The organism is Selenomonas sp. AB3002, from assembly GCF_000702545.1.
Lineage (GTDB): Bacteria > Bacillota > Negativicutes > Selenomonadales > Selenomonadaceae > Selenomonas_B > Selenomonas_B ruminantium_A.
On the sequence record NZ_JNIO01000008.1, the window covers coordinates 1,329,275 to 1,354,446 of the forward strand.

The 25,172-nt window shown below is 55.0% G+C and carries 26 protein-coding genes; 5 read left to right on the forward strand and 21 right to left on the reverse strand.

The features are described from left to right. Window positions 1-37: 37 nt before the first annotated feature. The 4 genes from P159_RS0114340 to P159_RS0114355 form a co-directional block, all read right to left on the reverse strand. Window positions 38-1,036 (reverse strand): inorganic phosphate transporter, encoded by a 999-nt coding sequence (locus tag P159_RS0114340; RefSeq protein ID WP_029545094.1) that lies wholly within the window; start codon window positions 1,034-1,036, stop codon window positions 38-40. Further along, window positions 1,029-1,655 (reverse strand): DUF47 family protein, encoded by a 627-nt coding sequence (locus P159_RS0114345; protein ID WP_029545096.1) that lies wholly within the window; start codon window positions 1,653-1,655, stop codon window positions 1,029-1,031. Before P159_RS0114345 ends, P159_RS0114340 begins: the two co-directional genes overlap by 8 nt. Window positions 1,656-2,026: 371 nt before the next feature. Then, complete coding sequence (locus tag P159_RS0114350) at window positions 2,027-3,268, reverse strand: aminotransferase class I/II-fold pyridoxal phosphate-dependent enzyme (RefSeq protein ID WP_029545097.1); 1,242 nt, start codon at window positions 3,266-3,268, stop codon at window positions 2,027-2,029. A gap of 191 nt (window positions 3,269-3,459) precedes the next feature. After that, window positions 3,460-4,689 carry an aspartate kinase gene (locus P159_RS0114355; RefSeq protein ID WP_029545099.1) on the reverse strand — a complete coding sequence of 410 codons (1,230 nt, stop codon included), beginning with the start codon at window positions 4,687-4,689 and terminating at the stop codon, window positions 3,460-3,462. A 317-nt stretch (window positions 4,690-5,006) separates the two neighbouring features. Between P159_RS0114355 and uraA the strand changes: the two genes are divergently transcribed. Both uraA and P159_RS0114365 read left to right on the forward strand, forming a co-directional pair. Then, complete coding sequence (uraA, locus tag P159_RS0114360) at window positions 5,007-6,278, forward strand: uracil permease (protein WP_029545101.1); 1,272 nt, start codon at window positions 5,007-5,009, stop codon at window positions 6,276-6,278. After that, entirely contained in the window at window positions 6,275-7,159 is an 885-nt protein-coding gene (locus tag P159_RS0114365) for an RluA family pseudouridine synthase (RefSeq protein WP_029545103.1), read from the forward strand. Before uraA ends, P159_RS0114365 begins: the two co-directional genes overlap by 4 nt. 112 nt (window positions 7,160-7,271) lie before the next feature. Here P159_RS0114365 and P159_RS0114370 read toward each other — a convergent pair whose 3' ends face one another. Both P159_RS0114370 and P159_RS20795 read right to left on the reverse strand, forming a co-directional pair. Beyond that, on the reverse strand, window positions 7,272-7,676 hold the full coding sequence (locus P159_RS0114370; RefSeq protein ID WP_029545104.1) for a hypothetical protein: 405 nt from the start codon (window positions 7,674-7,676) through the stop codon (window positions 7,272-7,274). Continuing rightward, complete coding sequence (locus P159_RS20795) at window positions 7,625-7,825, reverse strand: hypothetical protein (RefSeq protein ID WP_185753759.1); 201 nt, start codon at window positions 7,823-7,825, stop codon at window positions 7,625-7,627. The genes P159_RS0114370 and P159_RS20795 overlap by 52 nt, the downstream gene beginning before the upstream one ends. 90 nt (window positions 7,826-7,915) lie before the next feature. On the opposite strand from P159_RS20795, the gene P159_RS0114375 reads away from it, so the two are divergent. The 3 genes from P159_RS0114375 to P159_RS0114385 are packed head-to-tail and all read left to right on the forward strand — an operon-like array spanning window position 7,916 to window position 8,757. Next, window positions 7,916-8,203, forward strand: a complete 288-nt coding sequence (locus P159_RS0114375) for a nucleotidyltransferase domain-containing protein (RefSeq protein WP_029545106.1) — start codon at window positions 7,916-7,918, stop codon at window positions 8,201-8,203. Further along, window positions 8,193-8,537, forward strand: a complete 345-nt coding sequence (locus P159_RS0114380) for a HepT-like ribonuclease domain-containing protein (RefSeq protein ID WP_037377066.1) — start codon at window positions 8,193-8,195, stop codon at window positions 8,535-8,537. The genes P159_RS0114375 and P159_RS0114380 overlap by 11 nt, the downstream gene beginning before the upstream one ends. A gap of 25 nt (window positions 8,538-8,562) precedes the next feature. Beyond that, entirely contained in the window at window positions 8,563-8,757 is a 195-nt protein-coding gene (locus P159_RS0114385; protein ID WP_029545109.1) for a hypothetical protein, read from the forward strand. A gap of 2 nt (window positions 8,758-8,759) precedes the next feature. Here P159_RS0114385 and P159_RS20800 read toward each other — a convergent pair whose 3' ends face one another. The 15 genes from P159_RS20800 to P159_RS0114455 all read right to left on the reverse strand — a co-directional run bounded on the left by P159_RS20800 (window position 8,760) and on the right by P159_RS0114455 (window position 25,130). Then, window positions 8,760-8,903, reverse strand: a complete 144-nt coding sequence (locus P159_RS20800; protein ID WP_185753760.1) for a hypothetical protein — start codon at window positions 8,901-8,903, stop codon at window positions 8,760-8,762. After that, window positions 8,890-10,695, reverse strand: coding sequence for a GTPase HflX (gene hflX / locus P159_RS0114390; RefSeq protein ID WP_029545111.1), 1,806 nt, complete (start codon window positions 10,693-10,695; stop codon window positions 8,890-8,892). The genes P159_RS20800 and hflX overlap by 14 nt, the downstream gene beginning before the upstream one ends. 100 nt (window positions 10,696-10,795) lie before the next feature. After that, window positions 10,796-12,796 (reverse strand): ATP-dependent zinc metalloprotease FtsH, encoded by a 2,001-nt coding sequence (gene ftsH, locus P159_RS0114395; protein ID WP_029545113.1) that lies wholly within the window; start codon window positions 12,794-12,796, stop codon window positions 10,796-10,798. A gap of 72 nt (window positions 12,797-12,868) precedes the next feature. Then, a complete protein-coding gene (gene hpt, locus P159_RS0114400; RefSeq protein ID WP_029545115.1) occupies window positions 12,869-13,414 on the reverse strand; it encodes a hypoxanthine phosphoribosyltransferase in 546 nt (181 codons plus the stop codon). A gap of 19 nt (window positions 13,415-13,433) precedes the next feature. After that, a complete protein-coding gene (tilS, locus tag P159_RS0114405; RefSeq protein ID WP_051650388.1) occupies window positions 13,434-14,438 on the reverse strand; it encodes a tRNA lysidine(34) synthetase TilS in 1,005 nt (334 codons plus the stop codon). A gap of 71 nt (window positions 14,439-14,509) precedes the next feature. After that, a complete protein-coding gene (locus P159_RS0114410) occupies window positions 14,510-14,986 on the reverse strand; it encodes a S1 domain-containing RNA-binding protein (protein WP_029545119.1) in 477 nt (158 codons plus the stop codon). 63 nt (window positions 14,987-15,049) lie between these two features. Beyond that, the gene (locus P159_RS0114415; protein ID WP_029545120.1) at window positions 15,050-15,364 is read right to left on the reverse strand and encodes a septum formation initiator family protein; all 315 of its coding nucleotides are present in this window, start codon (window positions 15,362-15,364) and stop codon (window positions 15,050-15,052) included. A 119-nt stretch (window positions 15,365-15,483) separates the two neighbouring features. Beyond that, entirely contained in the window at window positions 15,484-15,942 is a 459-nt protein-coding gene (locus tag P159_RS0114420) for a hypothetical protein (RefSeq protein ID WP_029545122.1), read from the reverse strand. 114 nt (window positions 15,943-16,056) lie between these two features. After that, window positions 16,057-17,175, reverse strand: coding sequence for a glycosyltransferase (locus tag P159_RS0114425; protein WP_029545124.1), 1,119 nt, complete (start codon window positions 17,173-17,175; stop codon window positions 16,057-16,059). After that, window positions 17,172-17,927, reverse strand: a complete 756-nt coding sequence (locus tag P159_RS0114430; protein ID WP_029545126.1) for an SDR family NAD(P)-dependent oxidoreductase — start codon at window positions 17,925-17,927, stop codon at window positions 17,172-17,174. The genes P159_RS0114425 and P159_RS0114430 overlap by 4 nt, the downstream gene beginning before the upstream one ends. Before the next feature lie 116 nt (window positions 17,928-18,043). Continuing rightward, window positions 18,044-18,316: an HU family DNA-binding protein gene (locus P159_RS0114435; RefSeq protein ID WP_029545128.1), complete on the reverse strand. Its 273-nt coding sequence runs from the start codon at window positions 18,314-18,316 to the stop codon at window positions 18,044-18,046. 133 nt (window positions 18,317-18,449) lie between these two features. Beyond that, window positions 18,450-19,145: an SAM-dependent methyltransferase gene (locus P159_RS0114440; protein ID WP_029545130.1), complete on the reverse strand. Its 696-nt coding sequence runs from the start codon at window positions 19,143-19,145 to the stop codon at window positions 18,450-18,452. Beyond that, window positions 19,063-22,503, reverse strand: a complete 3,441-nt coding sequence (gene mfd / locus P159_RS0114445) for a transcription-repair coupling factor (RefSeq protein ID WP_080706014.1) — start codon at window positions 22,501-22,503, stop codon at window positions 19,063-19,065. The genes P159_RS0114440 and mfd overlap by 83 nt, the downstream gene beginning before the upstream one ends. A gap of 162 nt (window positions 22,504-22,665) precedes the next feature. Next, window positions 22,666-23,280, reverse strand: coding sequence for a hypothetical protein (locus tag P159_RS0114450; RefSeq protein ID WP_029545134.1), 615 nt, complete (start codon window positions 23,278-23,280; stop codon window positions 22,666-22,668). Window positions 23,281-23,528: 248 nt separating this feature from the next. Further along, window positions 23,529-25,130, reverse strand: coding sequence for a CTP synthase (locus tag P159_RS0114455; RefSeq protein ID WP_029545135.1), 1,602 nt, complete (start codon window positions 25,128-25,130; stop codon window positions 23,529-23,531). Window positions 25,131-25,172 lie beyond the last annotated feature (42 nt).

A 25,172-nucleotide genomic window follows, 5' to 3' on the forward strand; every position in this document is an offset into this window, starting at 1 on the left:
CCCTGGCGAAAGCCGTACTCTCGCAGGGACAAAAGATTCACTTGAACACCATGCAGACCACCTGGTAAGCTGCAGCTCCCATGAGGGCCGTGCAGGGTATGGTCATGACCCAGGCCATGACCATCTGCTGGGCTACGCCCCAGCGGACAGCGTTGACACGCTTGGCCGTGCCTACACCCATGATGGAGCCGGACACCACATGGGTGGTGCTGACGGGCAGGTGCAGGAGGGTGGCGGTGAAGATGACGATGGAGGAGTTGAGATCTGCTGCGAAGCCTGAGATAGGCTCCAGCTTGAAGATCTTGCCACCTACCGTCTTGATGATGCGCCAGCCACCCATGGCGGTACCGCAGGCCATGGCTGTTGCTGCCAGCACCTTGACGTATGTAGGCACCTCGAAGACATCGATGTAGCCGCCGGACAGCAGGGCCAGAGTGATGATACCCATGGACTTCTGGGCATCATTGGAACCGTGGGAGAAAGCCATCATGGCGGCAGCGGCTATCTGCATTTTCTTGAACTTGTGATTTACTTTCGAGGGACTGGCATTGCCAAAGACCCTGTACAGCACCATCATCACGATAAAGCCCGTGACAATGCCCAGGATAGGCGAACCTATGAGGGCCAGGACAATCTTGCCTATGCCTGCAAAATTCAGCCCGTCCGCCCCCACGGACACCAGCACCGCTCCGATGATGCCACCCACCAAAGCGTGGGAGGAACTGGAGGGCACCGCCAGCCACCAGGTGATGATATTCCAGATGACCGCTCCCGCCAGGGCCGCGATGATGATATGCTCATCCACATGCTGGGCCGACTTTACGATATCCGCACCGATGGTCTTGGCCACGCCTGTGGAGTACATGGCACCCAGGAAATTCAGCACAGCCGCCATCATGATGGCATGGCTGGGATGGATGGCCCGGGTGGATACGGAGGTGGCGATGGCATTGGCCGTATCGTGGAAGCCGTTGATATAGTCAAATAGCAAGGCCAGCACGATGACGGTAAAGATCAGATACTGCAACTCATGCATACTTCATCACCACGCCCCTGAGCATATCCCCAATCTTTTCGCAGTGATCCAGTGTATCCTCCAGGTTCTCCAGAATATCCTTCCACTTGATAAGCTCAATAGGATCTTTTTCTTTATCAAAGAGATAGGCCACCTCATGGCGGTAAACCCTGTCCCCCTCGCTTTCCAGCTTGGCAATCTTGTGGGTGGCATCAAGGATCTGGGCCTGATTCTTGCGAATGTCCTTCAGCATGGTGAGAGCCTTGATGATTTCCTCCGTGGCTTCGATGATGAGCTTGGTAAGGGACACCGCCCCGCTCATGGCCTTGCCAGCCTTGTACATGACAATGCGCTGCAAAGTCCCCTGCAGGATATCCACCCCATCATCAAGCCCATTGGCGATGGCATAGATGTCCTCCCGGTCGATAGGAGTGATGAAGGTCGTATTGAGCTTGTCAATAATCTTGTCATTGACAGCGTCAGCCTCATGCTCAAGCTCCACGATTTCCCGCACCTTGTCCGTGGCCTTGCTGTAGTCCAGCATGACTTCATCCATCATCAGGGCACCATTGTAGAAGTAGCGGGCACTCTCAACAAAGAGGTCAAAGTATTCCGTGTCCTTCTGATTGAACTTAAACATCGCGTCCTATGTCCTCCTCCTAAATTCTCTCATACAATATATCTAATTTAATATATATTTAATTATAGCTCCATTCAGGACTCTCAGCAACCGCAAATTTTCACGAAAACGAAAAAATGGTGTGCACTTCCCTCCCATAAGGAAATGCACACCATCTATATCAAGCTGAAATTATCATCCCTTAGGAACTGGCAATAAATAAATTTTAAGATAGGACGCAGGATAAATCTTCATAGGCAAGGCGGAGGAAGGAGGCATAGCGGTGCTATGTCGACTGACGACAACGATGCCTATGGAGATTTAGACAAGTCAAATCTAAAATTTATTTATGAACAGTTCCTCAAAGATTCAGGCGCTTTTCACAGAGCTTTTTATTCTACAGCGTTCAAAGCCTTCAGCACCTTCCCGGCAATGCCGGGCATCTTTTCCGTAGCCACAGAGCAGGCGGCGATGCGCACACCCAGCTTCAGAGGCACAGCGAAGACCAGGTCGTCGTGGAGCTTCTCGCAGACGGCCTTGGGGTCTTTGGCGGGCACAGCCAGGAAGAAGCCACCCTTGTACGGGAGAGCCGGCAGGCCGCAGGCCTCGGCTTCCTTGGTGAAGATAGCAGCCCTGTTGCGGATGAGCTGATAGAAATCATCACGCTCTTTCTCAAACTGGGCATAGGCTGCCTTATCCTGCTGAAGACGTACCAGCAGGGTCATGGCGCCGCGGTTGATGTTGGACCAGGTGGCACGGCCGGAATACTTGGTGACATTCTTGAACTCCGTGATGACTTCCTGGGAGGAAGAGACAGCCACCAGAGCGCCGGTGCGCTGGCCATAGGCGGTGTAGCCCTTGGACATGGAGAAAGCGGTGAGCACCAGGATGTTCTCAGGCAGGCTGCCGAACTTCTTCATGAAGGCGCGGGTCTCGTTTTTCTCCCCGGCAAAGTCGATGTAGGCGATATCCACCAACAGGATAATCTTCTTGCCCTTGGCAGCATGGCCCTTGGCCACATCAAGCACGCCATCCCAATCTTCCTCAGTGAGGCTGAAGCCCGTGGGGTTCTGGGCAGGAGTGTTCAGAATGACCACCAGGCTGTCCTGACTGGAAAGGAGCTCGTCCACCTTGCTGGTGAAGTCTGCCAGATTGAAGTTCAGCTTCTCGTCAAAGAGCTTGAAATTGGTCAGCTTCGTACCGCACTCGTTGCAGATGACATTGTAAGTGCCCCAGAACCAGTCGGAGGTCAGCACATAGTCACCGTGCTCGGCATAGTTGGCCACAGTATGGCGGATGGCGCCGGTGCCGCCGGGAGTAGCCACAGCAGCAAAGTAACCTTCGGGACGCTGGTCAGCAAAGGTGAGGTCCACCACCGCATCCAGGTACTCGGGCAGGCCGGCTATGGGAGCATAACGCATATAATCGCCGATGTTCAGCTCACGGTAAATCCTCTCCACCGTGGGCAGGGTAGCAAACTTGCCTTCATCGTCCATCATGGTGCCAATGGTGGCATTGGTCACCTTATAAGTGCCGTGCTTCAAAGCAGCCAGGCGGCAAGCCTCGCTGGCACCGAAAATTGCATCATGAAGTTCCTTCTCAGCAGCGTGGGTGGCCGCCATACTCATAGTCATCGCTTTCGTTCCCCTTTCCGTCATTGCCAGGCCATTTCCTGGACACATGTATATAATAACTGTTTCATTTCGTCCTGTCTACCCATACAGCTGTCTGTATACAATATTATTTCTTTTGCCCTGCAAATAAAAAAACTGTGAAGCTGTCACAAAAGCCCCCTGCCGCAAAGGCAAGGGGCCCTAAATGCTTATTACCTGGAGGGGAAGAACTCCTCATGGATGGCGTTCACAGCCTCCTTGAGCTTATCACCCTTCACCAGGCAGGAGATGCAGATCTCGGAAGTGCTGATGATATCAATGTTGACGCCAGCCTTGGAAATAGCCCCGAACATGCGGGAAGCGATGCCGGGGTTGCCCAGCATGCCTGCGCCCACGATGGAAACCTTGGCAACGTCCTCCTCGATAAGCACAGCCACGGCGTTCAGCTTGTCGGCCACTTTATCCACTACCTGCTTGGCCTGGGAAAGGTCGTCTGCTGCCACAGTGAACACCATGTCAGTGACATTCTTCTCGATATTGCGGATGCTCTGGACAATCATGTCCACATCCACATTGGCAGCAGCCAGAGCGGAGAAAATCTCATGAGCAATGCCAGGAGTGTTGGGGATGCCCAGCACAGCAATCTTGGCTACCTTGTCATCATGAGCAACACCGCGGACCACAAAATCTTTATCTTCCATAGTATAATCCTCCCTAATCATCGTGCCAGGCCTTTCCGTAAACGTAGAGCGAACATGGATGGGTATGCCGAAATGCTTGCCCATCTCCACGGAGCGGGGCTGCATGACACCTGCCCCCAGGCGGGCCATCTCCAGCATCTCATCGTAGGTGATTTCCTTCATCTTGCGGGCACTGGGCACCATGCGGGGATCTGCAGAGTATACGCCATCCACGTCAGTGAAGATCTCGCAGCTGTCCGCCTTCAGGGCGCCTGCCAACGCCACAGCAGAAGTATCAGAGCCGCCGCGGCCCAAAGTCACAGGGTCGCCAACCTCATTGCAGCCCTGGAAGCCTGCCACCACTACAATCTGCCCCTTGTCCAGCTCCTCATGGACGCGTTCCGGAGTGATGTCCATGATGCGCCCCTTGGTGAAAACAGAATTGGTCTTCATGCCCACCATGGGCCCCGTCAGGGAAATAGCAGGCTGTCCCAGGCTCTGGAAGGCCATGGAAAGAAGGGCAATGGAAACCTGCTCACCGGTAGTCAGGAGCATATCCATTTCCCTTGGATATTTGTAAGGCTCTTTGTTGATCCCCTTCGCCAGCTCTATCAGCTGATCGGTAGTCTTGCCCATGGCGGATACCACCATGACAATCTTGTCACCGGGCTGCTTCTCCTTCAGCACCCTCTTGGCCACGTTCATGATCTTTTCGGTGGTGGCTACCGAGCTGCCGCCGAATTTCTTTACAATTAGCGCCATAATTCTCCCCCTAAATAACTGGTTCTGGAAACAACCGTAAACAAATGACCACTCCAGAACCTCACTTGTCATTTTGTAACATAGAGTATTATACAAGAATTTTTGTCCTCTGTCTATATACTACACTTTATTAAAATTATCCTCTATGATTTTTTTATAGTTCCCATAGTTTCCTGTTCTATCTATTCTCTTTTTTCCTGCAATTCTGCCGTGTATACCTGCGTATTTTTCTCTGCAGAAAGTGGACACCTGTCCCCTTTTGTGCTAGGATATACAGCAGTAATTATAAGTAGTTTTTCTAAAAGGAGTGTTCTTCTTTGCAAAAGCGTCCCATTGCGGTGGACGAGAAACTGCCGCTCTTAGAAACAGTTCCCCTTTCCCTGCAGCATCTCTTTGCCATGTTCGGCTCCACGGTGCTGGTGCCCATTCTCTTCCATGTGAATCCGGCCACAGTGCTGCTCTTCAACGGCATCGGCACCCTGCTTTACCTGGTGCTGTGCAAGGGACGCATCCCAGCATACCTGGGCTCCAGCTTCGCCTTCCTGTCCCCTGTGTTTTTGGTGCTGTCCGAGTACAGCTATGAATACGCTCTGGGCGGTTTCATCGCCGTAGGCCTGGTGTTCTGCCTGGTAGCAGCTCTCATACGGGCTGTGGGCACCGGCTGGATAGATGTCATCTTCCCGCCGGCCTCCATGGGCGCCATCGTGGCCGTCATCGGCCTGGAGCTCATGCCCACGGCTGCAGGCATGGCAGGCCTTACCAGCGAAGCTGTTGATCCCACGGTCATCACCGTGTCCCTGGCTACTCTGGCCATCACCATCTTCGCCTCCATTGCCTTCAAGGGCTTCCTCTCCATCATCCCCATCCTCATAGGCGTGGTGGGCGGCTACATCATCGCCAGCTTCAGCGGTCTGGTGAACTGGGCTGCCGTGGAGGCTGCCCCCTGGTTCGCCCTGCCTACCTTCTACACTCCCGCCTTTGATATCGGCGCCATCCTCATCATCCTGCCCGCTTCCCTGGTGGTCATCGCCGAGCATATCGGCCATCTGATCGTGACGGGCAACATCGTGGGCAAAGACCTCACCCATGACCCGGGCCTTGACCGCTCCATCCTGGGCAACGGCATTTCCACCGTGATTTCCGGTTTCTTTGGTTCCACCCCCAACACCACCTACGGCGAGAACATCGGCGTGCTGGCCATCACCAAAGTCTTCTCCACCTGGGTTATCGGCGGCGCAGCCATCTTCGCCATTGTCCTCTCCTGCCTGGGCAAGCTGGCTGCTCTTATCCAGAGCATTCCCGCTCCCGTCATGGGCGGCGTCTCCATCCTGCTCTTCGGCGTCATCGCCGCTTCTGGTATCCGCATCCTGGTGGAGGGCAAGGTTGACTACAACAAGCCGAAGAACCTGCTCCTCACTTCCATCGTGCTGGGCCTGGGTGTTTCCACCGCCAGCCTTACCATCGGCACTGTGACCCTGAAGGGCATGTCCCTGGCTACCATCGTAGCCATCATCCTCTCCCTGAGCTTCCGCATCATCGACGCCTTCAAGGGCAGGCCGGAAGCCAAAGAAGAAGAAAACGCAGCATGACCACTTTCCAGGTGGCGCTGTCCGAAGCCTTGGCGACTATGCCCGCCAAGGCTTTTTTGCGCCAGCAAGGCATATCAAATACCCTCTGGAAACGCATCAAGCACTCCGGCACCTTCAAGGTCAACGGGGAAATCGTCAACGCCGCCCGCACCATGCTGAAAGATGGTGACACCGTGAGCTATCAGGTGGAAAAGCCCACAGATATTGAGCCGGAAGCCCTCCCCCTCGACATACGCTATGAAGATGAATATCTGCTGATTGTAAACAAGCCCCCCGGTCAGCTGGTACACCCCACCACCAAAGAAGCACATGGCACTTTGGCAGGTGCTGTCCTCTACCATTATAAAGGCAACGGCGAGGCTCACAGCTACCACCCCATCCACCGTCTGGACAGGGACACCTCAGGGCTGGTGCTCATAGCCAAGGAGCCTCAGGTCCAGTACCTGCTGGCCGCCAGGGACGGCACGAAACTCTTCCACAGGGAATATCTGGCCATAGTGGAAGGCAGACCGAAGCCGCCAGAAGGCCTTATCGACGCCCCCATCGCCCGGGCCCTGCCCAGCATCATCCTGCGAAAAGTCTCCCCGGAGGGCAAGGAGGCCCGCACCCACTATAAAACTCTCTCCTGCTTTGCAAGAGAGGGACATGAACTGAGCCTGGTGGAACTCAGGCTGGAAACAGGCCGCACCCACCAGATCAGGGTACACATGAGTCATCTCGGCCATCCCCTGGCAGGCGACGACCTCTACGGCGGCAGCCTGGATTTAATGCAGCGACAGGCCCTCCACGCTTACAGATTGCATTTCCCTCACCCTGTTACCAAAGAGTCAATAGATATCAAGGCAGAACTGCCCGCAGATATGCAGCAGCTGCTGCCATGAATTTGTTGCAAAACTGGCTATCCTTGACTAACCTAAAAATCCCGCCCGAGACATTAAATCTCCGGGCGGGATTTTTGTTTTGCATGGAAAGTGCTTTTACAGCTTATCCTTCTCAGAACACAAGCGGGTCCATCCTGAACTCTGCAGAATGGGCCAAATGATCATCAAAGCTCATCATATCCTCCCCATTGCCAAAGGATACGAAGTCCTCTCCACCAAACACATTTGGTGAGGTGAACCCCTCCATATCCATGTCTCCGTCGAAGATATCCACACCGCCCATGGAATTTGGCATGGTAGATGAGGCCAACTTGGTGCCGTGATAAGTGTCTGTGCCACCGAAAATATTATGCTTTGAATGGGACACCAGTTTTCCATCCTCAAATACATCTGTCCCACCTTCTTCATTTGGTACTGCCAAGGTCAATCCATGCGAGTCAACCACTCCGTCTTCACCAGCATGGCCTACCACCAGACCATCATGCATGATATTGGTGCCGCCAATACCATCTGACATGGACGTATATGTACCTGCCCCATAGCTTGCATCAAAGCCTTCAAGGGACTGTTGATGTTCTCTATCACTTTCTCCACATCTTTGACATTCCCATTGAACTCTTCGATAGCCGCCATTTCCCTGCTGAGATTCCTCAGCTCATCGCTCATGTTTTGTAAATTCCAACAAATAAGACCATTTACCATTGGCAAACCACACCTACCGGCGTTATAATATACTCAAGGGAGGAGGGATATCTTATGCTTACCATAAAAAAAATCAGTGAACTCATAAAGCCTATATGCGACAAGTACCCCATACACCGTGCCTACCTCTTCGGTTCCTATGCTCGTGGAGAAGAAAAAGATACTTCCGACGTGGACATACGCATAGAATCCGATATCAAGAACCTCCTGGTCATGGGCGGCTTCTACGCTGATATAAAGGAAGCTCTCGGCAGTGAGCTAGATATCCTTAGCCGCTTGCCAGATTCAGAAAAATTCAAGTCTAATCTTCGTAGAGACGAGGTTTTAATCTATGAACGATAGAGACATCCAACTCATTGAGCACATGATCCGCTATTGCAAAGAAATAACAGGAACAGTCAGCTTCTTTGGTAATGATAAAGCCGCCTTCTTAGAAAACTATATTTATTTCAATTCCTGCTCCACTCCCATCCTGCAAATAGGAGAACTTGCCAAACGGGTTTCTGATGACCTGATTAAAAGTCACCCAGAAATTCCTTGGCGACAAATCAAAGGTGCCAGGGATTACTTCGTTCACGACTACCTGTCAATAGACAAGGAAATGGCCTGGGACATGATAGAGAAGGATATTCCACCCCTATACGAAAAACTTTGCAACATATTGAAAACCAAGTAACCGATTTTTCACAACGGGAGGAGCTATGGAACATCTCAAAGAGTACGAGAACAGAAAATACGAGATGGACGAAGTCTATCACAACTACACTGAGGAAGAATGGGAAGGTCTGGACGCGGAGGAACAGGCGCAGGAAAAACTGAAGGAATCCATCAAAGTAAGCCTTTATGATGACCTCATCATACCTGTGAAAGACATCTTCGCCGATTTGGCAAGATAATCTTACTTCACGGCTGCCTGCGACAGGCACTGCCAGCCCACGCCCCTGAATCCTATGAGCTTCGGCAGTACCAGCAGGAAGCTGAAGAGTTCATCACCAGAGTGGCGGTGCCTGTGGATATTTCCTAAATTGTCAGTTGGTATCAATTACCTCATATTTCACGAAATGATCTTTTTCCGACAGAGGCAGCCGAACCTCCAGCTTCGTACCTGTCTCTTCGTAGGCCGTTTCCACCACCGCATTCAGCTTGTGCAATCTGGTTACTACCGCCCCCTCGTCATAGGGGATAAGAAGGGTCATGCGCACCTGGCTCTCCCTGAAAAATCCTTCCATGCGCCGCTGCAGGGCCTCCAGATTCTCACCTGTCCTGGCGGAGATGAACACACCGCCCCAGCCATGCAGCAGGCGTTCCCTTGCATGGGGATTATCCAGCTGGTCAGCCTTGTTGAAGACATAGAGCATGGGCTTTTCCGCTGCCTCCAGTTCTTTCAGCACAGACACTACCGCTTCAATCTGGGCTTCCACATTCTCATTGCTGCAGTCCACCACATGGAGCAGCAAGTCTGCCTCCTGCACCTCCTCCAGAGTTGCCCGGAAAGCCTTGACCAGGGTATGGGGCAGTTTCTGGATGAAGCCTACCGTATCCGTCAGCAGGATTTCCTGCTTTTCCGGCAGCTGCAGATAACGGGTGGTGGTATCAAGAGTAGCAAAGAGCTTGTCTTCGGCGAAGACATCAGACCCCGTAAGTTTGTTGAGCAGGGTGGATTTGCCCGCATTGGTATAACCTACCAATGCCACCAAAGGGAGCTGCGACTCCTTGCGGCGCTTGCGGTGCAGGCTGCGGCTTTTCTTCATGCTCTCGATCTGTGCTTCGATATCATGAATCTTGCTGTAAATGCGCCGCCTGTCCACTTCCAGCTTGGTCTCGCCGGGGCCGCGGGTGCCGATGCCGCCCCCCAGCCTGGAGAGGGCCAGCCCCTGGCCAGTGAGCCTTGGCAGATTATAGCGCAGCTGGGCAAGCTCCACCTGCATCTTGCCTTCTTTTGACCTGGCCCGCTTGGCAAAGATATCCAGAATCAGGGTCGTGCGGTCAATGACCTTCACCCCCAGCACACGTTCCAGATTATGCTGCTGGGAAGGGGTCAATTCATCATCAAGAATCAAAAGGTCTGCCTCCAGATTCTGAATCTCCATGGAAAGCTCATTGACCTTACCCTTGCCTAAGAAAAAGGCCGCATCCGGCTTTTCCTTGCGCTGGGTGAAGACCCCTACCACCTTGGCACCGGCCGTATCTGCCAGCCTTTTGAGCTCCTCCATGGACTCTTCTATAGGCCAGCTGCTGCCGGGACACTCCACCCCGGCAAGGATGGCCCGCTCCACCTCATCTTCGGTCTTTTTCGTGCTTTGGGACGCCAGTTTCTTGTTGACCACTGTCACCAGGTAATTGAGATTTATCTGGCTCAGCACTTTGTCTTCCACCGGGCCGTACTGGGTCAGCAGCTGAGTGCCGTCCTCGCTCATTTCTCCTGAAAAGAAACCCAGACAGCCGAAGATTTTGTCCTCCCTGCGGCCAATGGCTGCCATACAATCAAAACGCAGCCGGCGCAGAGAAGACAGGTCAGGAGCACTGAGCCGCACATCCCCGCCGGGATGGGTATGGATGCAGCGTATGCCCGACAGACGCAGATCCGATCGGGTCTTTTGCTTGAATTCAGGCAGATCCACCGTCGCTGTATCCCCCAGGGACACCTGCACCACCTTGCCCTGCCGGTTAAGATACACCGCCACTTCCCTGTCCGTATCTTCGGTGATGGAAAGCATCTCCTCATTGAGCTCCCGGGTGGAAATCTGCCCCAGGGGCACTTTCAGCTCATAAAGAGCCTTCAGCTTTTCCAGCACGTAAGTTTTGATATTGGCTAAATCGCCATTGACTTGCATACCTTCGCTCCTTTCAGCCTCGTTATTTCTATATCAAAAAGCCCCCTCTGAAAGACAGTGAAAACTGTATCATCATAGGGGGCGCTTGTATTGACTTTATTCAGTCATCAAAATGGGTGACATTGAATTTGGGCTCGGTGGATTTCACCGTGACCTCTTCTTCCTTTTCCTTCTCCTCTGCTTCAGGCACGGGCACCTTCACAGGGATGGGCTTGAACATGGGAGGAATCAGAGCCGGGTCGCCATCCTTGGGGCCGTCATCCTTAGGACCATCGTTGTCATCCTTTTGCTCGGAGAGGCGGCCTTTTTCCAGGAGCTCCTCCAGTTCCTTGGCGCTGAGGGTCTCGCGCTCGATAAGGGCCTGGGCTATGAGCTCCAGCTGGTCCCGATGCTCCGTGATAATCTGGCGGCAGGCCTCGTAGGCTTCCTCCATGTAGCGGCGCACTTCCTTGTCTATTTCGCTGGCCACTTCCTCGGAGTAGTTCCGCTGATGGTTGAAATCACGGCCCAGGAACACCTGATGGTTCTGGCTTTCACCGTAAGCTATGGGCCCCAGCTGGTCGCTCATGCCGTACTGCATGATCATGCTGCGCACGATGCGGGAAGCCTGCTGGATGTCCTGGGAGGCGCCGGTGCTGATTTCCTTCAGCACCACTTCCTCTGCCACCCGGCCGCCCATGGCCACCTTCAGGCGGTCCATCAGCTCGCTGCGGGTAGCGTAGGAGCGGTCCTCCTTGGGCAGCATCAAAGTGTAGCCGCCGGCGCGGCCACGGGGAATGATGGTGACCTTGTGCACAGGATCGGCATGCTTCAGCATCATGCCCACCAGAGTATGACCGCCCTCGTGATAAGCGGTGAGGCGCTTCTCCTCATCACTCATGACATGGGAACGGCGCTCGGGGCCGGCCATTACCCTTTCAATGGCTTCTTCAAGTTCTGCCATGAAAATCTTCTTCTTGTCGCGGCGGGCAGCCAGCAGGGCTGCCTCGTTCACCAGGTTGCTGAGGTCAGCACCGGTGAAGCCGGGAGTACGGCGGGCCAGTACATCCAGGTCTGCATCCTCTGCCACGGGCTTGCCCTTGGTGTGAACCTTCAGGATAGCCAGACGGCCCCGCACATCGGGCTTGTCCACCACAATCTGGCGGTCGAAGCGGCCGGGACGCAGGAGAGCCGGGTCCAGGATATCCGGGCGGTTGGTGGCGGCGATGATGATGATGCCTTCGTTGGCAGCAAAGCCGTCCATTTCCACCAAGAGCTGGTTCAGGGTCTGCTCGCGCTCGTCATGGCCGCCGCCTACGCCTGCGCCGCGCTGGCGGCCCACGGCATCAATCTCGTCGATGAAGACGATGCAGGGAGCATTCTTCTTGGCCTGCTCGAAGAGGTCGCGCACGCGGGAAGCACCCACGCCCACGAACATCTCCACGAAGTCAGAACCGCTTATGGAGAAGAAGGGCACCCCGGCCTCACCGGCTACCGCCCGGGCCAGCAAGGTCTTGCCTGTGCCCGGAGGGCCAAAGAGCAGCACGCCCTTGGGAATGCGCGCTCCGAGATCCGTGAACTTGTCCTTGTCCTTCAGGAACTCCACTACTTCCTCAAGTTCCTGCTTGGCTTCATCAGCCCCTGCCACATCCTGGAAGGTGACCTTGATCTTGTCCGCACCGCTCATGCGGGCACGGCTCTTGCCAAAGGACATGACTCTGCCGCCGCCCCCCTGGGTCTGCTGCATGATGAAGAACCAGACACCAATGAGGAGCAGGATAGGCAGGATAGAGGAGAACATGGTGGACCACCAGGGAGGCTCCGGCGGATTGTCCGCCGCTATCTCCACCCCTTTGGCGGTGAGTTTCTCATAGAGATGCGGGTCACTGTAAGGCTCATCAGGTGTGATGGTGGTAAAATCCGTACCATCTGAAAGCTTGCCCTGAATCGTATTCTTGATCAGGGTGACCTTCTGTACTTCCCCGGCATCTACCTGATGCAGGAACTGGCTGTACTCCACCGACTTGTTCACCGTTTGCTTGGTGGAGAAATAGTCAATGATGGAAATAGCCACGAGGATGATCAGCAGGTAAAAGCCTACGTTGCGTAGAAATTTGTTCAATCCATTGCCCCTCCTTCTGTCAGGGCCATGAATCCCTGCCCTGCAAGATTTTGTCCATATTTCAAGCTATAATTAAGCGTAGATCTCAGGCTTCAAGACCCCGATGAAGGGGAGATTGCGATAAACCTCAGCATAGTCCAGGCCATAGCCCACCAGGAACTCATCAGGCACTTCAAAGCCGCAGTAATCGATATTCACATCCACCGTGCGGCGGGAAGGCTTGGACAGCAGGGAGCAGAGCTTCACGCTGGCAGGCTTCCTCTCGCGGAAATACTTCATGAGGTAGTTCATGGTGGTGCCGGAATCTATGATGTCCTCAATGACGATGAGGTGCTTGCCCTCAATGTCATAGTCCAGGTCCTTCAGGATCTTCACGGAACCCGTGGTAGAGGTGCCATTGCCATAGCTGGAGGCAATCATGAAGTCAAAGCGCACAGGCAGGTCAATCTGCTGCACCAGGTCGGTGTAGAAGTTGACGGCTCCCTTCAGGATACCAACGCAGTAGATTTCCTCCTTCACGTCCTTGTAGTCCTCGGTGATCTGGCGGCCCAGCTCGGCAACCTTCTCGCGGATTTGCTCTTCGCTGAATACTACCTTTTCGATATCGTCTCTCATCATGATGGGTTTACCTCTCCTCTTACATAAGTCTTGCATAAAGTTTCTTTTTTTCCCGGTACAGCCGCAGGCACCTGCCGTGAGGAAGCTGCTGCTGGCTACCGGCATGGCCCGTTTCCAGGACATGGCAGAGCCTTTGCACATGGGCATAGGGCAGGTCCTTGTGAGAACCTGTTTCCTGCTGCCAGAAAAGCCTCAGTACGTGCCATTTGAGTGCCTGTGGCAGTTTCCTAAAACCTTCTGCCTCCAGGCCCTCTTTTCCTGCTAATCTTTCAAAAGACTTTTGCGCCTCTGCCCCTATGAAGTCAGACTCTGCGGCGCTGATGGAGGCCAGCTGGCAGAGGGCCTGCACCAGTCGGGGATTGTACTCCTCCTTGAGCCTGGGCAGGGTTTCCAGCCGCAGGCGGTTGCGGGTGCAGTCCAGGAGCTCATTGGTGGCATCCTGCCGGGGGGTCAGTCCCCGCACCTTGCAGTATTCCTCAATGGCAGTCCGGGGAGCAAAGAGCAGGGGGCGGATAAGGGGAAGCTCCCCTTCCGCCCTGGGCCGCATGGCTGCCAGCCCTGTGATGCCCGTGCCCCGCAAAAGCCGCATGAGCACCGTTTCCGCCTGGTCGTCAGCCTGATGGGCGGTGGCAATCAGGTCAAGCCCCCGGGCCTTCCTGGTCTTCTCCAAGAATTCATAGCGGCACTGGCGGGCAGCAGTTTCAAGGGACAGCTTGCCAGCCTCTGCAAAAGCGGGCACATCGCCGTGGGCGATGGTGCAGGGAATCTCCCTTTCCTGGCAGAATCTCGCCACGAAGGCGGCATCCTCACGGGAGGCTCCGTCCTCCACTCTGATGCCGTGTTCAAAGTGAGCGGCTTCCACAGTGAAATTGTACTTGGACAGCCTTGAAAGCCGCCAGAGAATATCCAGCAGCGCCAGCGAGTCAGGCCCTCCCGAGCAGGCTGCCAGCACTCCGGCGCCGGAGGGGATAAGTCCTTCCCTTTCGCAGAATTTTGCTGTATCCTTCAGCAAGGCTTCCAACATGGAAGTTATCCTCCTTGATTAAGCAGAAAAAGCACCCTGGTAACAGAGTGCTTATGTACGCCAATAAACAGTCAGTCTGAACGGCGTGAACCCCGTCCCCCACGCTTGGAGTCAGTTTTGCGGCGCAAATCCGTGAGACGCTCGTCGCTATCCTTCAGGAATTTGGAAAGCTTATCCTCAAAGGAAGCGGAAGTACGGGCTCCCCCGAAACGTCCTCCCTGCCTGTGGAAATCCCTGGGAGCACGGGGCGGTCCGCCCTGGGCACGGAAGGAAGAACCACCGGCTGCGGGACGCGCTGCCTCCTCAGGCTTCTTTTCCTGAAGCTGCTTGATGGAAAGACCAATCTTGCCGCGGTCATCTACGCTGACCACCTTGACTTTGACCTTGTCCCTTTCGCTCAGGAAGTCATGGACATCCTTTACATAGACATCGGCCACCTCTGAAATATGGATGAGTCCGGTCTTTCCCTCCGGCAACTCCACAAAGGCACCAAAATTGCTGATACCCGTGACTACGCCCTCAACCACGCTGCCAACTTCAATGGACAATGAAATTCTTCCTCCTTAAGTACATGAGAATACATAGAGTATACCGTCAGGCCTCGAGCTGTGTCAAGGCTGCGCCTGCTTGCGCCCGGCACTTCCGGGACTGTAGGGCAGCTCACCCTGACGGGTCATGCCCAGCTCCTCCCGGGCCAGCTTTTCTATGTAATCCATCCGGTTAAGATTTTCCCTCTCCTGACGCAGGGCTTCGTTTTCCTGCCTGGCTGCCGCCAGACGCTGCTCCGCTGCCTCCTGGTCTTCACTGACCTGGCTCAGGTACATTTGCTGGGAAATCATAATCGAAGAGAAATACGCTATAACCAGTATCAGCACCAGAAAGAACCAGCTAAAACGCCTTTTCTTAGGCTGCCGAGTCGGTATCATGCCCATTCCTCCTCTTGCTTAATATCACACCCCTTTATAATACCTGCAAATAGGCTTCCTTGCAAGCATTAAGGGCATTTTTCATGGAAATTTCCTGCAAAAAAATCACCAAAGGGAAATCAGTGGTCAGACCACTGGAAATAATCCGTGCTGGCAATGCGCCGATAGACGGACTTGCAGTAGGGACAGGAAAAATGCTCATGGACATTTTCCATGTCCGGCTTGCCGTTCACCAGCCGCACCGCTCCCCCCTCAATGTAGTCCATGCGCTCCCCGCAGCGGGGGCACTCACACTTCCCGTCAGCTTCCCGCTTCAGCTGCATGGGGGGGATATCACCGGTATTCAGCATCCGCTTGGGCTTCCTGGGCAGGGGGAACACATCGTAAAAGCCAGAACCCAAAAGCTCACGGTAAAAAACACCGCAGTTGTGGCACTCGTATTTGGGCAGGATGGCATCCATATCGGCCTTCCCTCCCACCAGCTGCACCGCCTGGCCTTCCACATATTTAAGTACCTGCCCACAGGTGGGGCAAACAAAATTATTTTGGGCATTACGCTCCAGCTTCGTCACTGACATTCAAGTCCACCGCTCTTTCCGACTGCCGGCAGCGAGCAGTCCATCTTCAAACGCCGTTCTTTATTCCCTTTAATTCCCCATGAGAGGATAAAAAACCTGCCGCCCAAAAAAATTTTAAGGGCGGCATAATTTGAGTATTTTTTTTGCGATGACCGCGGCAGCTTCCGGGCGGGAGCAGGCTTTTGCCTTCTCACCCATGGCAGACAGATTCCCATGCAGGAGTTCCCTTACTGCCCGGGACAGGGACTCCCCCGGGTGGAGCCAGATAGCTGCCCCGTGGCGGGCAGCATAGACGGCATTTTCCGTCTCCGGGCCGGGAATGGGGTCATGGAGCAGCATGGGCAGCCCCAGCACAAAGGCCTCGCTGATGGTGAGGGCCCCCGGCTTGGTGATAAGCAGGTTCGATGCGCCCATCAGCTCATGGGCCCTGTCGGTGTAGCCCCAGCAGTGAACACTGTGATGTGACGCTGCTCCCAGCTCTCTGACCCTTGCCAGCAGTTTTTCATTGCGTCCCGCTATGACCAGCAATTGGAGCCTGTCCGCCAGAGTCTCCAGCTCCTGTAGTGTCTCATCCATACCGCCCAAGCCCAGGCCGCCCCCCATCAGCAGCACCGTGGGCAATTCCTCCAGCTCCAGCTGCCTGCGAAGTTCCTGCCTGGCAGGCAGATTCTTCAGGCTCATAGCTACGGGGATGCCTGAAGCTACAGCTTCTGCCCCCAAGCCAAGCCCGGCCATTTCCTCCTGCATGGCCTCGGTAGCCATGAAGTAGGCATCCACCTGGGGATAGAGCCAAATCTGATGGAGGCTGTAATCCGTCATCACCACCGCCAGCGGCAGGTCTCCCCCCTGTGTGTGAAGCTTCTCCTTCAGCAGGGCACAGGCTCCCTCCGGAAATGGATGGGTGCAGAGCACCAAGTCCGGCTGATATCTGGCAATCAGCTTTTTCAGCACCGGCAACATGGCATAAGCCGCCAGCCGCCGGGCCAGCCCCCCGCCCGACTCGCCCCCGGAAAATTTGTAGCAATGGTCATAGAGGTTGGGCACCCAAGCCAGCATGAAAAGGTAAAGCTCCTTCGTCAGCCAATGGAACAGGGAGGTTTCCCGGGACATAAAGTCAACGGTAATGAGGTCCACGCCGGGAGCCTGCCGCAAAAGTTCATCTGCCACCGCCTCAGCAGCCTTGATATGGCCTGAGCCCACAGAAGCAGTGAGAATCAGGATGCGCTTCTTCATGCAGTAAGACCTCCATCAACTCCCCATACAGCCCCCGTAACAAAGGAAGCCGCAGGAGAAGCCAGAAAGAGAATCAGGGCGGCAGCTTCCTCCGGCGTGCCTATGCGGCCCAGCGGGTAGACAGAAGCCATTTCCTGCAGGGCCGTCTCCCTGTCAGAAGCCCCGGCCAGCTGATTTTCCGTCAAGGGGGTCAGGATATCCCCAGGGGCAATGGCATTCACCCGCACCCCAAAGGAAGCCAGTTCCAATGCCATGGCTCTGGTAAAGAGCACCACTGCCCCCTTGCTGGCACAGTAGGCTGAGCAGAAATAATTGCCATGTACACCTGCGTCTGAAGCCACATTCACCACATTGCCCCTCGATTTCCTGAGCTCCGGCAGTGCTGCCTGAACAAGCCAGAAGGTGCCCTTCACATTGACAGAAAGGATGGCATCCAATTCTTCCTCTGTAATCTCCTCCAGGGCGCCTTCCCTGTAGATACCTGCCGAATTCACCAGCACATCCAGCCTGCCAAAGGAAGAAACAATCTCTTCAACCGCCTGCCGGCAGTCCGTCCTGCTGGCAACGTCCCCCCGGATATATGTGATTTTATCCTTCGGGAAACATTCCCCCAGCTTTGCCAGAGCCTCCTGCCCCCGCTTTTCCGAACGGCCCAGGAGGGCCACCATAGCCCCCGCCTTCAGAAACAGTCCGGCTGCCGAAAGGCCGATGCCGGAAGTGCCGCCGGAAATAAGCACAGCTTTTCCCTTCATATCCATCAGGTCCATAATATCTCCCTTAGGAACTGTTCCTCAATAAAGTTCCTTATGCACGAAAAACCGGGTCCCAAGCGGGAACCCGGCCTTTCAAAAACTTATCAATGCGGTAATCAGTTCACAGCATCCTTCAGAGCCTTGCCTGCCTTGAACACAGGGTTCTTGGAAGCGGGAATCTTGATATCCTCGCCGGTGCGGGGATTACGGCCCGTACGAGCGGCACGCTCCTTCACCTCGAAGGTACCGAAGCCAATAATCTGGATCTTGTCCCCCTCGATAAGAGCCTGCTGAACCGTAGTAAACAGAGCGTTTACTGCCTTTTCAGCGTCTTTCTTGGTCAGACCTGCTGTTTCAGCCACATTAGCTACCAATTCAGTTTTGTTCACAACCGTAGCCTCCTTAAGAGTTTTTTCTGGAAAGATGAATTAGTCCATCCATTCCTGTACGGTAGGTTTTATTCGCCAGCAAGCACAATATTCCTACCTGCTTAGATGAATTTACCAAAAAAACCTAGAAAAATCAAGGCTTTTCAATAAAAAAAGGCTCTTTGGGCACAAAAAACGTGGTCAGATGGTCGATATCCGGCTGGCGGTCAAGCTCATAAAGGGGAATCTTCCGCAGGGATTCATCCGGCAAGGCAAGATTGTGGATGTACAAGCCCTCGTACTCGTCGCCATAGAGATCCATCAGAGCCAGTTTCGTATCAGATGCAATCTGCTGATGATACACCTGGGTCACCACCAGTGACTGCAGCGGGCGTTCCTTCAGTTTCAGCACATCCTCCGCATCAATGATGGTGAGGCCCTCAATGGGGTCAATGCCCAAAGTGGTATACATGACCTCCACAAAGCTCATGCCGGGCAGGATCTCCACCTCTACGTCAGTCTTTTGGGCCAGCTGCCGCAGGAGCACCACCGTGCGCTCTGCCACCAGAGGGCTGCCGGGCACAGCGTAAAGGAAATCCCCCTCACGCTCCGCCCGCCTGAGCAAATCCTCTGCTATGGCCCGGTAAAGCTCCTCGAAGCTTCCCGCCTGCTCATAGAAATTGTCATAGCTGGTGAACTCTATGCCCGCTGCTTTGATATCCTCCACCGTGGGGTGGACAGCCGTGCGCAGCACCACCGGCAGCTCTTCAGAACTCAGCAGCTGCCAGCTTTCCCGGGTAATGAGCCCCGCTCTTCCCGGCCCCAGTCCCAGGACTGTTATCTTTGCCATTTATCTTCTTCTCCTTCACTTTCTTCGCATTTTCCGCCTGGCTGGCCACGGCTGCCTCTTCGTCCCCTCCTGCCAACAGCAGCACCCGCAGCACGAAGGAGGCGATGTGCTTCTTCTTGGCCTCAGTCAGGCCGATCTCATAGGCCCCGGTCTTCATGATGCGGCGCAGGTTGTGGCCAAAGTATTTGTCTATCAACAGAAGGCCCTTGGCAGGCAGCTTCCTGCCGGGCAGCAGGCTGAGCGAAAGGGCTTTCGGCTGTACCAGCACGGAGCGCAGCCCCAGGGCCCTGGCATGATTCTTGATGCGGGCAGCCTCCAGAAGATTTCTGGCGGGCTCGGAGGGCTCGCCGAAGCGGTCCTTCAGCTCCTCATAGAGCACCTTCACTTCCTCATCGCTCCTGATGGCGGCAATGCGCTGGTAAATCTCAATCTTGTGCATGGCATCCTCAATGTAGTCAACATCCAGATAAGCCTCTGCCGCCAGGTCAATGATGGGGTCAGCAGGCGGCTCCAGCACAGCTTCATTCTTCCTGCCGTTCTTGAGATTCTCCACTGCTTCTTCCAGCAGCTTGCAGTACATCTCAAAGCCCACGCTGGCAATGTGGCCATGCTGCTGGGAGCCAAGCAGGTTGCCCGCTCCGCGTATTTCCAGATCACGCATGGCAATCTTGAAGCCCGCCCCCAACTGGGCAAATTCCTTCATAGCCTGCAGGCGCTTCTCTGCTGTCTCCGTCAGTATCTTGTCTGCCTGATAGACGAAGTAGGCAAAGGCCATGTGGTGGGAACGTCCCACCCTCCCCCGCATCTGGTAGAGCTGGGACAGGCCGAAGTGGTCGGCATTGTAGATGATGATGGTATTGGCATTGGCTACATCCAGGCCGTTCTCCACAATGCTGGTAGCCAGCAGTATATCATAGCGGCCTTCATAGAAGTCCATCATCACCTGCTCCAGCATTTCCTCCGGCATCTGGCCGTGGGCAGTCATGATGCGGGCATCCGGCACCAGATTCTGGATATGGTCACGCATGCGGTCGATGGTGTCCACCCTGTTGTAAACGAAGTATACCTGACCGCCCCGCTTGATCTCACGCTTGATGGCCCCGGAAATCACCGCATCGTTGTTCTCCACCACATAGGTCTGCACCGGGAAACGCTCTGCAGGAGGCGTCTCGATAATGCTCATATCCCGCGCCCCCACCAGAGACATGTGGAGAGTGCGGGGGATAGGCGTAGCAGACAGAGTCAGCACATCAAGGCCCGCAGAAAGGCTGCGGATCTTTTCCTTCTGCTTCACCCCAAAGCGCTGCTCCTCATCCACAATCAGGAGTCCCAGGTTCTTGAAATGCACCTTCCGGCGATTCAGGATGGCATGGGTGCCAATGAGAATATCCACCTGCCCCAGCTTCACCCTCTCCAGGGTGATTTTCTGCTCCTTGGCCGAGCGGAAGCGGCAGATCACATCCACGTTGGGAGCAAAGTCCGCAAAACGGGAAGTGAAGGTCTGATAATGCTGCTGGGCCAGCACCGTGGTTGGCACCAGCACCGCCACCTGCTTGCCGTCCATGGCAGCCTTGTAGGCTGCCCTGATGGCCACCTCCGTCTTGCCGAAGCCCACATCCCCGCAGAGGAGACGGTCCATGGGCTTTTCCTTTTCCATATCCGCCTTGATTTCCTCGATGGCCTTCAGCTGGTCATCTGTTTCCTGATAAGGGAAGGCCTCTTCAAAGTCGTGCTGGGTGGCATCGTCCGGAGAAAAGGCAAAGCCTTTGGCCTCCTTGCGCTGGGCGTAGATCTCAATGAGCTTCTGGGCGATGTCCTCCACAGACTTCTTGGCCCGGGCCTTGGCCTTGGCCCACTCCGTGCCGCCCATGCGATGTAGGCGGGGCACCTCGCCTTCGGAGCCGATGTACTTCTGCAGGAGGTTTACCTGCTCCGTGGGCACGAAAAGCTTGTCATCCCCGCCGTACTTGATGTGGAGGTAATCCTTGTGGATGCCCCCTACCTCAAGGGTCTCCACCCCCAGATACTTGCCGATGCCGTGGTTCACGTGCACCACGTAATCCCCGGGTTTGATATCCCGGAAATGGGACAGTTTCTCCCCCTTGGCAGCCCGTCGTATGCTCTGGCGCTTCTGATGGCCGAAAATATCCTTTTCCGTCACCACCACCAGCTGGGCCGCCGCCATCTCAAAGCCGGAGGTAAGGGCCCCCACCTGAATATTCACGAGACCCTTTTCCAGCATTTCCGTGCCCTTGACCACCAGGGAGGGTATGCGCTTGCGGGCAAAGAACTCTCTGAGGCTGTTGGCCTTGTCCTGGGCTGTCAGGAGAATCAGCACCTGCTGTTTCTGGCTCAGCCAGCGGCTGGCCTCGCTTTCCAAGAGATCCATCTGCCGGTGGAAGGGAGTCATGTTGGTGGAAGTGATGCTCACCGTATGATCAGGCTCCGCCCCGTGCACCTGCTGGAGCATCAGGGCAGAGTAAATCACCCTGTTGCCTCTGGCTCCCTCAATGAGATTATCCCAGCTGAAGATGCTGTTCCTGATATCTGGATTTTCCTTCACCATGGTGCGGATCTGCTCCCGGATGCGGATGGGCTCGTCAAAAATGACCGCCCCCCTGCCCCCCAGATAGCTCAGGAAAGGCTCCGGCTTGCCGCTGCCATCTGTCTGCACCAGGGGCAGCACCGTAAACTCAGAAAGTCCTGCGGACTTGCTGGAGCGCATGGTGTTCAGGTCAAACTCCCGCAGGGACTCGATTTCATCATCGAAGAACTCCAGCCGCACAGGAGAAAGGGCATTGATGGCAAAGATGTCCATGATGCCGCCCCGGGCGCTGAACTGCCCCGGCAGCTCCACTTCTTCCGTGCGCTCATACCCCAAGTCCACCAATCTCTTGATGAGGTTTTCCCTGGGAATATTATCCCCCAGTTTGAGCGAGAGGGCCAGCCGCTGGAACTCCGCAGGGCTCAGGCCCTTCTGCACTGCCGCAGCAGCCCTGGCCAGCACTATCACCGGCTCCCGGCGCATGAGACGGCCCAGCACATCCATGCGGCGGGCACTGCGTTCAAGGCTTTTGGCTGCAGCCTGCACCTCCATGAGATCCATTTCCGGCAGCTCCACCACAGGAACCTTGGGCAGCAGCAAATTCAGATTCTCCCGCCATTCCTCCAGGGATTCACGGCTGTGAAGGATGATGATCAAAGGCTGGGGTCCCTTCTCATAGCAGGCCGCCACCGCCGCATGCTTCTGGGAACCGCCCATGCCATAGGCCAGAGTTTCTGAGGGCCCTCCGCAGAAGTATTCCTGCAATCGCTGCAGGGACTTGTCCTGCAACATGGCCGCAAATAGTGAGTACATGCACCACACCTCTTGATTTTCCGCTACTTTCTTTCGCTTCTCCAAATACACGAAAAACAGGACTGTCACCGGCAAGCCGGTGATAGTCCCTGTTATGTCCTGAATAACTGTTGCTTTTTATGATATTGCAAAACTCGTCCTGCGTCAATAGCCTCCATGAATTCACAAAGTAGATCTCAGCCGCCAGGAGGCTCCCACCGCCTGATAGATATGCGCCAAATCCTCCGCCGACCTCATGGGCAGCACGCAGCTGCTGCCACATTCCTGACACTGGAGCACGATGCTGTCTCCCATAAGCCCGGCACTGACATCCTGCGAACCGCAGGGACAGGAAAGGTCACCATGGGCTGCCAGTTCGTGGACTCTGGTGAGCCCCTCCAGAAGAATCTGCTGTCGCTCCAGGAAGCGGTCACCATCGCCTGGATGCAGGGAATCGTATTCGGCATCGTTGAAATCCAGGAACTCTGCTATATCCTGCCAGCGCCCGATATAGCCCAGCTCGAAGTGGTCATGGTGGCAATAGAGTTTTTCAAAGCGCAGTTTTTTCAGCTGATGCCAGCTGAACTGCTCATAAGTGCTCTTCCCGCATACTCCGCAGTGTATGGTCAGCCCCAGTCCATGCTTAGGGCGCAGGATAGTCTCACCCATTTGCTCTCCGCAAGCTCCGCAGCGAAGCTTTAGCCGCTGGTTGCCCGAGAATAAGGGCACATCCAGCAGCTGCACTTTGCCACAGCGCTGACAGTAGAGCGCCACCGAGCAAAGCGTATCAATAAGCATCCTTGTTCCTCCTCCCCTCAGCTAAAAGCATAGGAAGCTCCGTGGTCTTCCCTGAGCGGAGTCTTGCCTGTAAAACGACACTGGTGTCTATCTTCCACACCAATGCTTTCTTTGCTGGATATTTCGCCAAGAGACAAGGAAAATCCTTCCACCATGAGTGTCTTTAAGCATTAAATTTCTTATGGAAATTGGCTGAAAAAAGGAGCAGGACCTTTTCATAGATCCTGCTCCTTGCAGATAGGCAATCTTCAGTTTTCCAGAGAAGCCTTCACAAACTTGCTGAAGAGCGGGTGCGGATTGTTGGGACGGCTCTTCAGCTCCGGATGGAACTGGGCAGCCACGAACCAGGGATGGTCCTTGACCTCTACAATCTCTACCAGGCTGTCATCAGGCAAGGTGCCGGCAATGACCAGGCCGCGCTCGGTGAGGGCCTGACGGTAGTCATTGTTGAACTCGAAGCGGTGGCGGTGGCGCTCGCTGATTTCCAGGGTGCCATAAGCCTCCTCAGTGTGAGTGCCGGCAGTGACCTTGCAGGGATATGCCCCCAGGCGCATGGTGCCGCCCTTCTTCACGATGCCCTGCTGGGACTCCATGAGGGCAATGACCGGATGCTTAGTCTCGGGATTGAACTCGGAGGAATGGGCATCCGTCATGCCGCAGACGTGGCGGGCAAACTCGATGACAGCGCACTGCATACCCAGGCACAGGCCCAGGAAGGGAATCTTGTGCTCGCGAGCATACTGGATAGCCTTGATCTTGCCTTCCACGCCGCGGTCGCCGAAGCCGCCGGGCACCAGGATACCCTTGCAGCCTACGAAGACTTCATCAAGATCAGTATCGGGATCCTCAATCTTCTCAGCGTTCACCCAATGGATCTTCACAGAGGCATCATTGTCGATGGCACCGTGATGCAGGGCCTCGGTGACGGAAATATAGGCATCGGGCAGCTCCACATACTTGCCCACCACGGCAATCTTGACCTTCTTCTGGGGGTTGTTGATCTTGTAGACCATCTTCTCCCAGCCTTCCATATTGGCAGGGCTGTAGTTCATGGCCAGCTTGTTCAGCACGATGCGGTCAAGGCCCTCCTCCTGCATCATGAGAGGCACCTCATAGATAGTGGAGGCAGTGCGGTTCTCGATGACAGCCTCGGGATCCACGTCGCAGAACATGGCAATCTTGCGCTTCATGTCAGCAGGGATTGGCTTCTCCGTGCGGCACACCAGGATGTCCGGCTGGATGCCGATGCCGCGCAGTTCCTTGACACTGTGCTGGGTGGGCTTGGTTTTCAGCTCACCGGCGGCAGAGATATACGGGAGAAGGGTCACATGGATATAGAGCACATCATTCTTGCCCACTTCCTTCTTCACCTGGCGGATAGCCTCCAGGAAGGGCTGGCTCTCAATATCACCCACGGTGCCGCCGATTTCCGTGATGACCACATCGGCGCCATCAGCATTAGCCACATCGTAGACACGCTGCTTGATTTCGTTGGTGATATGGGGGATGACCTGCACCGTGGAACCCAGGTAGTCGCCATTGCGCTCCTTGTTCAGCACGGACCAGTAGACCTTGCCCGTGGTGATGTTGGAGTTCTTGGTGAGGTTGATGTCGATGAAGCGCTCATAGTGACCCAGATCCAGGTCAGTTTCGGCACCATCGTCCGTCACGAAGACCTCACCGTGCTGGTAAGGGCTCATGGTACCCGGATCAATGTTGATGTAGGGGTCGAACTTCTGGATGGTGACCTTGATGCCACGGCTTTTCAGCAGACGGCCCAGAGATGCTGCCGTGATGCCCTTGCCCAGTGAGGAAACCACACCACCGGTGACGAAAATATACTTTGCCATTGGAAGCCTCCTATATAGAACTGTTAAAACTCAATGCACTAT